This window comes from Sandaracinobacteroides sp. (genome assembly GCF_057137845.1).
This window is the reverse complement of record NZ_DBNHFX010000083.1, coordinates 20,726-32,909: the sequence shown is the minus strand read 5'-3', so window position 1 is coordinate 32,909 and position 12,184 is coordinate 20,726. Positions and strand designations below refer to the sequence as shown.

At 67.9% G+C, this 12,184-nt stretch carries 13 protein-coding genes and 1 pseudogene; 12 read left to right on the top strand and 2 right to left on the bottom strand.

What is annotated here, in order from left to right; all coding sequences use genetic code 11:
- A pseudogene (gene purH, locus AC16JP_RS04360) lies at positions 1-450 on the bottom strand (bifunctional phosphoribosylaminoimidazolecarboxamide formyltransferase/IMP cyclohydrolase); the annotation flags it as partial.
- 133 nt (positions 451-583) lie between these two features.
- Between purH and AC16JP_RS04355 the strand changes: the two are divergent.
- Both AC16JP_RS04355 and AC16JP_RS04350 read left to right on the top strand, forming a co-directional pair.
- The gene (locus AC16JP_RS04355; RefSeq protein ID WP_484339381.1) at positions 584-1,462 is read left to right on the top strand and encodes an MBL fold metallo-hydrolase; all 879 of its coding nucleotides are present in this window, start codon (positions 584-586) and stop codon (positions 1,460-1,462) included.
- Positions 1,456-2,100, top strand: coding sequence for a DUF4230 domain-containing protein (locus AC16JP_RS04350; protein ID WP_484339380.1), 645 nt, complete (start codon positions 1,456-1,458; stop codon positions 2,098-2,100). Before AC16JP_RS04355 ends, AC16JP_RS04350 begins: the two co-directional genes overlap by 7 nt.
- An 18-nt stretch (positions 2,101-2,118) precedes the next feature.
- On the opposite strand, the gene AC16JP_RS04345 is transcribed toward AC16JP_RS04350, so the two are convergent.
- Entirely contained in the window at positions 2,119-2,790 is a 672-nt protein-coding gene (locus AC16JP_RS04345; RefSeq protein ID WP_484339379.1) for a DUF2490 domain-containing protein, read from the bottom strand.
- 153 nt (positions 2,791-2,943) lie between these two features.
- On the opposite strand from AC16JP_RS04345, the gene rpe reads away from it, so the two are divergent.
- From rpe to folP, 10 genes are all read left to right on the top strand, one after another.
- Complete coding sequence (gene rpe, locus AC16JP_RS04340) at positions 2,944-3,621, top strand: ribulose-phosphate 3-epimerase (protein ID WP_484339378.1); 678 nt, start codon at positions 2,944-2,946, stop codon at positions 3,619-3,621.
- Complete coding sequence (locus tag AC16JP_RS04335; protein ID WP_484339377.1) at positions 3,618-5,384, top strand: heparinase II/III family protein; 1,767 nt, start codon at positions 3,618-3,620, stop codon at positions 5,382-5,384. The genes rpe and AC16JP_RS04335 overlap by 4 nt, the downstream gene beginning before the upstream one ends.
- A 90-nt stretch (positions 5,385-5,474) precedes the next feature.
- The gene (locus AC16JP_RS04330) at positions 5,475-6,191 is read left to right on the top strand and encodes a TerB family tellurite resistance protein (RefSeq protein ID WP_484339376.1); all 717 of its coding nucleotides are present in this window, start codon (positions 5,475-5,477) and stop codon (positions 6,189-6,191) included.
- Between the two features lie 16 nt (positions 6,192-6,207).
- Complete coding sequence (locus AC16JP_RS04325; protein ID WP_484339375.1) at positions 6,208-7,077, top strand: DMT family transporter; 870 nt, start codon at positions 6,208-6,210, stop codon at positions 7,075-7,077.
- On the top strand, positions 7,070-7,813 hold the full coding sequence (locus tag AC16JP_RS04320) for an N-acetylmuramoyl-L-alanine amidase (RefSeq protein ID WP_484339374.1): 744 nt from the start codon (positions 7,070-7,072) through the stop codon (positions 7,811-7,813). Before AC16JP_RS04325 ends, AC16JP_RS04320 begins: the two co-directional genes overlap by 8 nt.
- Positions 7,814-7,835: 22 nt before the next feature.
- The gene (locus tag AC16JP_RS04315; protein WP_484339373.1) at positions 7,836-9,134 is read left to right on the top strand and encodes a cystathionine gamma-synthase family protein; all 1,299 of its coding nucleotides are present in this window, start codon (positions 7,836-7,838) and stop codon (positions 9,132-9,134) included.
- Positions 9,135-9,935 carry a S1/P1 nuclease gene (locus AC16JP_RS04310; RefSeq protein WP_484339372.1) on the top strand — a complete coding sequence of 267 codons (801 nt, stop codon included), beginning with the start codon at positions 9,135-9,137 and terminating at the stop codon, positions 9,933-9,935.
- Entirely contained in the window at positions 9,932-10,795 is an 864-nt protein-coding gene (locus AC16JP_RS04305; protein WP_484339371.1) for a phosphorylase family protein, read from the top strand. The genes AC16JP_RS04310 and AC16JP_RS04305 overlap by 4 nt, the downstream gene beginning before the upstream one ends.
- A 9-nt stretch (positions 10,796-10,804) precedes the next feature.
- Complete coding sequence (locus AC16JP_RS04300; RefSeq protein ID WP_484339370.1) at positions 10,805-11,332, top strand: adenine phosphoribosyltransferase; 528 nt, start codon at positions 10,805-10,807, stop codon at positions 11,330-11,332.
- 12 nt (positions 11,333-11,344) lie between these two features.
- The gene (folP, locus tag AC16JP_RS04295) at positions 11,345-12,136 is read left to right on the top strand and encodes a dihydropteroate synthase (RefSeq protein WP_484339369.1); all 792 of its coding nucleotides are present in this window, start codon (positions 11,345-11,347) and stop codon (positions 12,134-12,136) included.
- Positions 12,137-12,184 lie beyond the last annotated feature (48 nt).

Here is a 12,184-nt window from a genome sequence, read left to right as displayed (position 1 = left end):
GTCGGTCACACAGGCGACGAAGCCATGGTTCTTGGCGGCCGAGCGCACCATCGACGGGCCGCCGATGTCGATGTTTTCGATGATGTCGGGCCGGGGCGCGCCCTTGGCGACGGTTGCCTCGAACGGGTAGAGGTTGATCACTACCATGTCGATCGGCGCGATGCCGTGCGCGGCGGCAGCCGCCTGATGATCGGCGTTGTCGCGCAGCGCCAGCAGGCCGCCATGCACCTTGGGGTGCAGGGTTTTCACCCGGCCATCCATCATTTCGGGAAAGCCCGTATGGTCTGAAACGTCGGTGACTGCGAGGCCGGCATCGCGCAGCGCTTTCGCCGTGCCGCCCGTCGACAGCAGTTCAGCGCCATGCGCCGCAAGCGCGCGGGCGAAATCCACGAGGCCGGTCTTGTCGGATACGGAAAGCAGCGCCCTGCGGACGGGAAGGGAATCGGTCATGCGAATGTCCTGGGTGGGAGTTTGCCGCCCGGTGCCCGACTGCAACGCCGATGGCAAGCGCAGCGGTCGCATGGCAGCCGAACGCCTGCTGCGGCGCTTGGCACCGGGCCATGCTGCCGGTAAGGCTGGCAGCGTGAACGACGAGCATGCAAGGCTGATCGACGAAGCGCCCTATGGCCGGGTGGAACGGCTGTCGCCGCTGGTGCGCCGGGTGCTGGCGCGCAATCCGTCGCCGTTCACCTTCACCGGCACCGGCACCTATATCGTCGGCACCGGCACGGTGGCGATCATCGATCCCGGCCCTGCCGACAGCGACCATCTGGATGCGGTTGCACAAGCGGTCGCCGGCGAAACCGTAAGCCACCATCTGATAACCCACACCCACATGGACCATTCGCCCGGCGCGGCGCCGCTGGCGGCACTGGTCGGCGGCGTGATCGCGGGTTGTGCGCCGCTGGTGCTGGCCGATGGCGGCCCGCGCGCCGATGCGGGCTTCGACGCAAGCTATGCGCCCGATCGGGTGCTGGCCGACGGCGACAGCGTGTCAGGCCCCGACTGGACGCTTCGCGCCGTGCATACGCCGGGGCACACCTCGAACCACCTGTGCTTCGCGCTGGAGGAGGAAGCGACCCTGTTTTCCGGCGATCATGTAATGGGCTGGTCGACGACGGTGGTGGCCCCGCCCGACGGTGACATGGCGGCCTATATGCGCTCGCTGGCGCTGCTTCTCGATCGTGCCGACCGGCGCTACCTGCCGACGCACGGCCCTGCGATCGACGAGCCGCATCGTTTCGTGCGTGGGCTGATCGCGCATCGCCGCCAGCGCGAGGGGCAGATCATGAAGCTGCTGGGCGAAGGGGTCGGTCTTGTTCCGCTGATGGTCGAACAGATGTATGCGCCGGTCGACCGGCGGCTCTGGCCGGCCGCCGAGCGCAGCGTGCAGGCGCACCTGATCGACATGGAAGCGCGCGGACTGGTGCGCCGAAACCGGGAGGGGTGGCTGAAATGCTGAAGTCGCTGGTGAAATGGGGAATCGTCATCGCGCTGGTGCTGCTGGCCGGTGCGCGGTGGAAGCCGGAATGGACTCCGCAATGGGCGCAGGATGCCTGCCACCGCATAGGCTTTTGCACGGCGCCGGCAGACGTGGGGGGCGTGTTGCTGAAATCGCTGCAACAGCAGAGCCGTCTTGTGGTGATGCGTGCGCTGCTGGCCGCCCCGATCCATTCCGCGCGGACCACCACGGTCGCGACCATCCCCTTGCAGACGACGCGGCAGACCGTGATCGTCGATGCGCAGGTGGATTATTCGGTGGATCTGTCCGTGCTGAAACCGAACGATCTGCAATGGAACCCCGACAGCGCGACGCTGACCATCAGGCGGCCGAAGGTGGAAGTCGGCGACCCAAATGTCCGCTGGGATAAGGCGCAGATCTATGGCGATCGCAACCTTTCGACCACCTTCACCGACGTGCGCGAGAATCTGGACGCCGACAACCGTGCGCGGGCACCCGAACAGTTCCGCGCGCTGGCGACTTCGGAATATTATCTGACTGCGGCCGACGCCTCGGCCGACAAGGCGTTGGCGACACTGCTTGGGATGGTGTTGCAGGCAATGGGGCAACCTGGCGCCAAGGTGGCCGTGACGCACTGACGGCCGGTCAGCCGCCGATCACCATCCAGTCACCAGATTCACTGCAAGGACGTGATTGAAGCGGGTGTCGCCGGGTAGCACCGCCTGATTGAGGTAGCCCGCTTCGATCGACGTCTTGCCCGTGACGGGAATGCCAAGGCCGATGCCGGTGCGGATCTGGTTCAGCCCGGCGGGCGACCGGCCCTGCTGGCGCAGCAGCACGAACGCTTCGGTGTGGACGATGCCCTTGAGGCCGGTCGGGCCGTCCAGCGGCACCGTCAGCTTCAGTTGCTGCCGAAGCCGCCAGCCGGTTTTCGGGTCGTTGCTGAAGAAGCGCTGTTCCAGCCGGGTGCGCCCCTGGAGTTTTGCGCCCGCGACCGTGGCGACCGGATAGGCGAGCTGCTGGAACGCCTGATGCTCATGCGCTGATGGCCTGCCTTCGGGGGTGTTCCGGACATAGCCATAGCCAGCGCCTGCCACCACGCCGGGCGCCAGCCGCCAGCCCAGCATCCCGCGGGCGATGACATAGCTCAGGTGGCTGGCGTTGTCGTAGAAGCGCAGGGTCGTATCCACACTGCCGACCAGCTTTCCGGCAATCGGCCCGCTGGCGGCCACCGTCGTCCAGAACTGGGCGTCGTCGGTCGTGGCCGCCATCGTGCTGGCGGACGCCGCAAGGAACAGCAGGGGCAGTGCAGCTTTCAGGGCGATCATGCAGCGGTCTTTCGGATGGGGCACTCAAAATGGATGCTGCCGGTAGCAGGAAATCGTTGCAGTTCCATGACGGATGTTTTCGTCGGCGGAGCGCGCGCGTTTCGGGGCAGGCGGGCCTTGGCGCAACCGGGACCAGCGGCTAACTAGGCCTGCATGCAACCGCTGAAGATCGCACCGTCCATCCTGTCCGCCGATTTCGCCCGACTGGGAGAGGAAGTCCGCGCGATCGACGAGGCGGGCGCCGACTGGATCCATGTCGACGTGATGGACGGGCACTTCGTTCCCAACCTGACGATCGGGCCGATGGTGGTGAAGGCGCTGCGGCCATGGTCGGCGCTGCCGTTCGATGTGCATCTGATGGTGACGCCCGCCGACCCGCTGGTCGAAGCCTTCGCCGAAGCAGGCGCCGACATTCTGTCGGTGCATCCGGAATCCGGCCCGCACCTGCACCGCACGCTGATGCGTATCCGGGCGCTGGGGAAAAAGGCCGGGGTCGTGCTGAACCCGGCGACGCCGCTCGCCTCGCTCGACCATGTCCTCGACCTCTGCGACCTCGTCCTCGTGATGAGCGTGAACCCCGGTTTCGGCGGCCAGAGCTTCATCGAAAGCGCGCTGCCCAAGGTAGAGGCGATCGCCGAACGCATCGCCCGCGCCGGGCTGACCGCCGAACTGGAGGTGGATGGCGGCGTCGATCAGACGAACGCCGCCCGCCTGCACGCGGCAGGCGCAACCGTGCTGGTTGCGGGAACCGCCAGTTTCCGTGGCGGGCGGGACAGCTATGCTGCCAACATCGCCAGCCTCAAGGGGTCGGGCCTCAAGGGGCAGCGATGACGCACGAGACCGACGAGGACAGCTTCCGTCTCACCCGCGATGGCGGCGGGCGCGGCCCCTCGCTCGCGGAACGCCTGACCGAGCGTTTCGACCGCCTGTCTTTTGCGTCGCCCTTTCACCGGATGCGGCTGAAAGGGCGTTTTCCGCTGAAGCTGATCGCCATCCCCGACGACCCGATCCCCGGCGACCCCGATCTTGGCCAGCGCCTGAAAGGCGGGCGTCTGTTCCGCGACGGTTTCGGCCAGGGCATGACCGACGCGCGGCTGGACGCGCCCGATGCGCCGCCGGGCTGGCGCGACTGGGTGCATGGCTGGGGCTGGCTTCGCGATCTGGCAAGCGCCCAGCCACTGAGCCGGACCGAGGCCGGCCGCGCCGAAGCGCTGGCGCGGCGGTGGCTTGCGCATTTTCACGATTACCACGACGAGGCATGGGCGCCCGATGCGACCGGCAGGCGCATCCTGATGACGATCGCCCACGCCCCGCTGGTGATGCCCGGGCAGGATCATATCCACCGTTCGTCGGTGCTGAACGGCATCGCCAGATGGGCGCGCCATCTGGACCGCGCCGCGCCGCGGCTGCCCGCCGGGCTGGTGCGGCTTGAGGCAGCCGCCGGCCTGATCGGCGCCGGTCTGATGCTGCCGGGCGGCGACGAACGGCTTCTGCGCGGGGAAACGTTGCTGGAGCAGACGCTTTCTGAACTGACGACCGCCGATGGCGCGGCTGTCGTCAGCCGCTCGCCGCTTGAACTGGCCCGGATCGGCGACCTGCTGCTGGTGCTGGAGGCATTCTATCGGGCGCGGGCGCGCAAGCCTGCGGAACTGGTGGTGCAGGCACTGGATATGGTGCGGACAGGGCTTGCCTCGCTGGCGATGGGGGATGGGCTGCCTTCGTCGTGGCATGGCGGCCAGCCGGATTTGGCGCAGATGCAGCGGCTTGGCGTCGGCGGCCCGGCGGCAGACGGGCCGACGCGCGCTTCCGGGTTCCAGCGGCTGCAGGCGGGAAGCGTGCGGCTGATGGTGGATGCAGGCCCGCCGCCTGCCGCGCGCATCAGCCCGGCGGCCCATGCCTCGACGCTTGCCTTCACCCTGACGGATGGCGCCCGGCATCTGATCGTGAATTGCGGCGGCGGCGCCGGGCCGCGCGGGCCGCACGGGTTCCCGCCGGAACTGCTGATGGGGCTGCGCTCGACGGCGGGGCATTCGACGCTGGTGCTGGCCGATACCAGTTCCAGCCGGTTGCACGATGGCGGGCAGCGGCGCCTCGGCGGGGTCGAGGCAGTGCTGGTCGAGATGCGGGCAAGCTCGGCCGGCCAGTGGTTCGAGGGGCGGCACGATGGCTGGCGACGGCGGTTCGGGCTGGATCATGTGCGCCGGCTGTGGCTCAGCCCCGACGGCGACGATCTGCGCGGCGAGGATCGCCTTGAACCGGTCGGCGCACGGGCAGGCGTCCTGCGCCGGCGCGGGTCGCTGGCCTTTGCCATCCGCTTTCACCTTGGCCGCACTGCCGAGGCGACTCTGACGCAGGACGGGCGCGGCGCGCTTGTCCGGCTGCCGGGCGCAAAGCCGGGGCAGGGCGCGGCTTGGGCGTTCCGCGCCAGCTTCAACGGCGCGACGGGCGGCGTTTCCATCGAACCCAGCCTGTTCGTCGATGAAGCAGGGGAAACGCACGAGGTGCAGCAGATCGTGCTGTCGGGCACCGTTGCGGCCGACGGCACCGCCGACACGAGCTGGAGTTTCCGGCGGCAGGGCGGCGGCGCTTCCTGACGGCGGCATCGCTGCCTTTTTCCGGTTTTTCGGCAGGCGGTTCCCGATCGGGTGTTTCCCATCGCCGCCAAGTTGCTCTAAGCGCGTGCCATGGCGATCTGGGCGCTCCTCATGGGTGGTGCGGCGGGGCTGGTTCTTGGCGGGCCGCTTGGCGCACTTGCCGGTGCAGCCGTCGGCGCGGCCGTCGATCGTGTGCTGGCGGTGCGTGCGGCAAGCCCGGCCCGCCGGCAGGTGGCGTTCACCATCGCCGCCATCGCGCTTGCTGCCAAGATGGCCCGCGCCGACGGTTTTGCTTCCGAGCGCGAGGCGCAGGCCTTTGAAAAGCTGTTCCACGTTCCCGACGACGAGCGCGGGAACATGCGCCGCTTCTATCGGCTGGCGCGGCAGTCGACCGACGGATACGAAGCCTATGCCAGACAGGCGGCAGCGCTGCTGGGCGAAGGCTCGCCGGTTCTGGAAGACTTGCTGGAAGCACTGCTGATGATCGCCACCGTCGACGGGGTGCATCCGGCCGAACTGGAATATCTTCGAACGATTTCAGGCCTGATGGGCTTTGATGCCAGAAAATGGGCGGAAATCCGCGCCCGCCACATTCCGCTGGAGGCCGACGACCCGCATGCAGTGCTGGGCGTGGCGCCGGGGGCCGACGATGCCGAAATCCGCGCTGCCTATCGCCGCCTCGCACGCGACCATCACCCGGACCGGCACATCGCCGAGGGCACCCCGCCCGAGTTCATCCGTGTCGCCGAAGTGCGGATGGCGACGATCAACGCCGCCTATGCTGCGCTGATGAAGGGGCCGCGCTGATGAAGGGGAAAGGCGCATGAGGTCGGCCTATGTCCTCCTCATTCTGGTGATCGACCTGCTGTGGGCCTTCAACATCATCGCCATCAAGGAAGCGGTGATGGCGATGCCGCCGCTGCTGTCGGTCGCGCTGCGCTACAGCGTGGTGCTGCTGGCGTGCGCCACGGCGCTGCGCATCGTCGAGGGGCGGATGGGGATGATCCTGGCGATGGCGCTGATCACCGGTGCCATCCAGTTCGGGCTGGGGGCCTACAGCTATCATGTCGCCCATAATCTTTCGGCGCTGGCGATTGCCGGACAACTGGGAGTGCCGTTAAGCCTGATCCTTGCCATCCTGATCGACGGCGAGCGCATCGCCTGGCGCCGGACCGTCGGCATCCTGCTGGCGCTGGCCGGGGTGACGCTGCTGGTGTTCGATCCGCGTATCGTCGATGAACGGCTGGGCATCTTCCTGACGTTCGGGGCCAGCCTGTGCTGGGCGATCGGCAACCTGCTGTTCCGGCGGCTGGCGGGTGTGCCGGTGCTGACGCTGTATGGCTGGCAGGCGCTGATTTCGATCCCGCTGCTGCTGCTGGCCAGCCACTTCGCCGAACCCGGCGGCCTTGCGGGCCTGCGCCATGTGCCGATGGGCGCCTTCGGCTGGATCGTCTATTCGGCGATCGCCGCGACGCTGATCGGCCATGTCGGCATGAGCTGGCTGCTGCAACGCTATCCGGTCACGCTGATCACGCCTTACACGCTGCCGACGCCGCTGCTGGCCGTGGTGTTCGCGACGATGTATTACGGCACGCCGGTTACACCCTTGATGTGGGTCGGCGGCGCGCTGACGATCGCAGGCGTTGCCATCATCACCCTGCGTTCGGCGCAGAAAGCAGTCGAGCGTGCCTGACCGCGGCGCGATCGTCTGGCGGCCGTCACCCAATTTCAACGCCCGCCGGGTGCCGCCGGGCTGCAACCCGGTCCGGCAACTGATCCTGCACTACACCGGCATGCCAACGGGCGCCGAAGCCGAGGAACGGCTGCTTGATGCCGATTCCGGAGTGTCGGCGCACTATCTCGTCCACGAGGACGGACGCGTGGTGCAGATGGTCGATGAAGCCGACCGCGCCTGGCACGCGGGCGTCAGCCGGTGGCGTGGCTGCGAAGACCTGAACAGTTCGTCGGTCGGCGTCGAGATCGTCAATCCGGGGCACGAATGGGGATATCAGCCGTTTCCGGCCGTGCAGATGCGGGCCGTCGTGCGGCTGGCGAGCGCGATCTGCGTGCGCCACCGCATCGACCGCGCCGACGTGATCGGCCATTCCGACATTGCGCCCGCGCGCAAGCAGGACCCCGGCGAATTGTTCGATTGGGCGCTGCTGGCGCGCCACCGGCTGGCGCTTGGCAGGCCGCGCAGGCTGCTGGCCGATCCCGGCTGGCCGGATAGCGCATTCGCGCTGGCGCTGGAACGCTTCGGCTATGACGTGACCGACCTTGGCGCGGCAGTCATCGCCTTCCAGCGGCGCTTCCGGCAGGACAACCCGGATGGCGTGATCGACGGCGAGACAAGGGCGATCCTGTTCACGTTGCAGGTGCTGGAGGAAACCCGGCTGCAGGCCGTGACATCCGGCCCGGCCGACGGCTAGGATGGCGCGAAGGAGCGCGACGATGGGCAGTTCTACCGGCAGGAGGGGCACAGCGGGCGGGCAGGATGCGCCGCCCGGCGGCGACCTGCGGCGCCCCCGCCCGGCAACGCTGATGATGGGCCACGGCTACGACCCGGAACAGGCGTTGCGCGCGCTGAAGCCGCCCCTGTTTCTTACTTCGTCGTTCGCGTTCGAATCGGCGGCAGCCGGCAAGCGCCATTTCGAAGGCCTGATTGGCCGCAGGCCCGGCGGCGCGGATGGTTTCGTCTATTCCCGCTTCGACGGGCCTGACCAGCAGATCCTCGAAACCCGTCTCGCCGTCTGGGAGGACGCCGAGCAGGCGCTGTGCTTTTCGTCGGGGATGTCGGCGATCGCGACACTGTTGCTGACCTATTGCCGCCCGGGCGATGTGATCGTTCATTCAAGCCCGCTCTATGCAGCGACGGAAACGCTGATCGGATCGATTCTGGGCCGGTTCGGGGTGCGGTTCGTCGATTTTCCGGCAGGTGCTACGCGCGTTGAAATCGATGCGGCGATCGCCGGCGCAAAGGCGATCGGACGGCTGGCGCTGGTCTATCTGGAAAGCCCGGCCAACCCGACCAACGCCCTCGTCGATGTGCAGGCCGTGCGGGCCGCTGTCGATGCCGCCTGCCCTGAAGATGCCCCGCCGATCGCGATCGACAACACGTTCCTTGGCCCGCTGTGGCAGCAGCCGTTGCAGCACGGCGCCGACATCTGCGTGTACAGCCTGACGAAATATGCCGGCGGTCATTCCGATCTCGTGGCGGGGTCGGTGGTGGGTTCGGCGCGGCTGCTGGGGCCGGTGCGGTCGATGCGCAACGTCATCGGCACCATTCTCGACCCGCACAGCGCGTGGATGCTGCTGCGAAGCCTGGAAACGCTGGAACTGCGCATGAGCCGCGCCGGAGAGAACGCCGAGCGCGTGTGTGCCTTCCTGCGCGACCATCCGGCCGTCGAACGGGTTGGCTATCTGGGTTTCCTGGGCGAAGGCAACGACGCGCAGGCCGACATCTATCGCCGCCACTGCACCGGCGCCGGTTCGACCTTTTCGCTGTATCTGAAGGGCGGCGAAACCGAAGTGTTCGCCTTCCTCGACGCGCTGCGTATCGCCCGCCTTGCCGTCAGCCTTGGCGGCACGGAAACGCTGGCGTCGGCTCCTGCGGCGATGACGCATCTTTCCGTCCCCGCCGAGCGCAAGGCGCTCATGGGGATCAGCGACAATCTGGTTCGCATCTCGATCGGGATCGAGGATGCGGACGACCTGATCGCCGATCTGGCGCAGGCACTGGAGGCCCGATAGATGCGAACCCTGTTGTTGCTGCTGCTTGCGTTTTCAGCGGCCGAACCGGCCCTTGCCTGGGGCCTGACCGGCCACCGGGTGACGGGCGCCGTCGCCGACCGGTATCTGTCGCCGAAGGCGCGCGCGGCGGTGATGGAGATCCTTGGCAACGAGAGCCTCGCGGAAGCGTCGAACTGGGCGGACTTCATGCGCTCCGACCCGGACCCCTTCTGGCAGCAGCGGTCGCTTTCCTGGCATTACGTCACGGTGCCGGCCGACACCGCTTATGGCCGGGCGAACGTTCCGCAAGGCGGCGATGCGCTGACGGCGCTGAAGGCCTATTCGGCCGTGCTGAAAGACCCGAAAGCAACCCTGGCAGACCGGCAGGGCGCGCTGAGGTTCATCGTGCACATCATCGGCGATCTGGCGCAACCGCTGCACGTCGGCCGCACCGACGATCGGGGCGGCAACATGGTGAAGCGCAGCTTCTTCGGCGAGCCGACCAATCTGCACAGGATCTGGGATTCCCAACTGATCGACTACCAGCAGCTTGCCTACAGCGAATGGCGCGACCAGATCCTGCGCCACCTGACGCCCGACGACCTGCGCCAATGGTCGAGCGCGGACCCGTTGCAATGGGTCGCCGACAGCGTGACCGAGCGTGAAGCCATTTATCCGCCGCAGGAAGACCTCCGCTACGAATATGTCTTCGCCCAGACCGACCGGCTGAACCGGCAGTTGGCGAAGGGCGGGCTGCGGATGGCGGCCTACCTCAATCGCCTGTTCGACGCACCCGCAGCCAAAGAGCAGGCAAAGCCATGAAGCTGGGTCTGATCGGGGGCAGCGGCCTCCAGACGCTACCGGGCATCACGAAATCGCACCGGCACGCGCAGGAAACGCCATGGGGCTGGCCGTCGGATGTGCTGATCGAAGGCGAAATGCAGGGCCTGCCGGTGGTGTTTCTGGCGCGCCACGGGCCGGGCCACCGCATCGCTCCCGCTGAAATCAACTATCGTGCGAACATCGCGGCGCTGAAGGCGGTCGGCTGCACGGCCGTTCTGTCGGTTGCGGCCTGCGGCAGTTTCCGCGACGAACTGCCGCCCGGAAGCCTTGCCGTGCCGCACCAGATCGTCGACCGCACGCACGGACGGGCTTCCAGCTTTTTCGGCGCCGGGATCGTGGCGCATGTGGCGCTTGCCGATCCGGTGGTGCTGGCGCTGGCCGACGCGGTGCAGGCGGCCGCCACGGACTGCGCCATCCCGGCGGTTGCCGGCGGCACCTATCTTGCGATCGACGGCTTGCGCTTCCAGACACGCGCCGAAAGCCGACTGGCCCGCGCGCAGGGCATGGATGTCGTCGGCATGACGGCGATGCCCGAGGCGGCGCTCTGCCGCGAGGCGGAAATGGCCTATGCGATCGCCGCCTTCGTGACCGACCACGATAGCTGGAAGGAAGACGCCGTCACGACGGCCGACGTGCTGGCGGTGATGCGGGCGAACACCGGCCACGCGACGGCACTGGTTGCAGCACTATGCCGGCGCCTTGCCGCTGCGCCCTTGCGTATGCCCAGCGCCGAAGGCTGGGAACGGGCGCTCGATCAGGCGATCGTCACCGATCGCACCCATTGGCCGACCGAAGAAGCAGCACGGCTGCGCGCGATCGCGCCGCGCCTGTTCGACTGAGAGACGCCGATGCATCCCGAACGACTGGCGGCATTCGTGCGCATGGTGCCCGACTTTCCCAAGCCCGGCATCCAGTTCCGCGACCTGACGCCACTGCTGGCCGATGGCGCGGCGTTTCAGGCGACGACGGCGGCGCTTGCGGAACGGGCGGGCCCGTTCGACATGATCGCCGGCATCGAGGCGCGTGGCTTCCTGTTCGCTGCCGCCCTTGCGCAACTGACGGGGCACGGGCTGGTGATCGTCCGCAAGCCGGGGAAGCTGCCGGGGCCGACCATCGGCCACGACTATGCGCTGGAATATGGCGTCGACCGGCTGGAACTGCACGAAGGCCAGGTGCCGCGCGGCGCGCGGGTGCTGCTGGTCGATGACGTGCTGGCGACCGGGGGAACCGCCGTTGCCGCAGTGACATTGCTGGAAAAGGCCGGGGGCAGTGTCGGCCGGGCGCTGTTCGTGGCCGAACTCGATGGGCTTGGCGGCGCCGGCCGCCTGCACGATGCCGGTGTCGAGCCGGTTTCGCTGCTGCACTATCCAGCCTAGGGCGGGTAATTCATGCGGCCGAAAATCATGGGCATATTGAACGTCACGCCCGACAGCTTCTCGGATGGCGGCCGGCTGGCCGACGCGAACGCCGCGATCGACGCGGGCCTGAAGCTTGCGGCAGAAGGCGCCGACATCATCGACGTGGGCGGCGAATCGACACGCCCCGGTGCCGCCCCGGTGCCGGTAGCCGAAGAACTGCGCCGCGTGATCCCGGTGGTTGCCGGGCTGGTGCGTCAGCGTGTGCGGGTGTCGATCGACAGCATGAAAGCGGCGGTGATGCAGGCGGCGCTGGACGCGGGCGCAACCATGCTGAACGATGTTTCCGCGCTTTCGGCCGATCCCGACAGCATGGGTGTAGCAGCCGCAGCATCGGCGGATGTGGTGCTGATGCACATGCCGGGCAATCCGCGCACCATGCAGACGCTGGCGCAATATGACGACGCCGCAGCCGAGGTGCGCGCCGCACTTGCCCGGCGCATCGCTGCCGCCGAGGCAGCGGGCATCGCCCGCACACGGCTGATCGCCGACCCCGGCATCGGCTTTGGCAAGGGCGTCGCGCACAATCTGGCCATCCTGCGCCAGCTTGAAAGCTATCGGACGCTTGGTGTGCCGCTGATGCTGGGCGCCAGCCGGAAAGCGATCATCCCCGCCGTTGCCGGTGCGGTGCCGCCGGAAAACCGGTTGGCGGGCAGTCTGGCGCTGGCGCTGCGCGGGGCGGAAGCGGGCGTCGGGTGGGTCAGGGTGCACGATGTTGCCGAAACGCGGCAGGCGCTGCTGCTGTGGGAAGCCATCCGCGCCTGAAAAGCTTGCGCCCGCCCGCTGCACGCTCCAAATGTGGGGCGCACGATT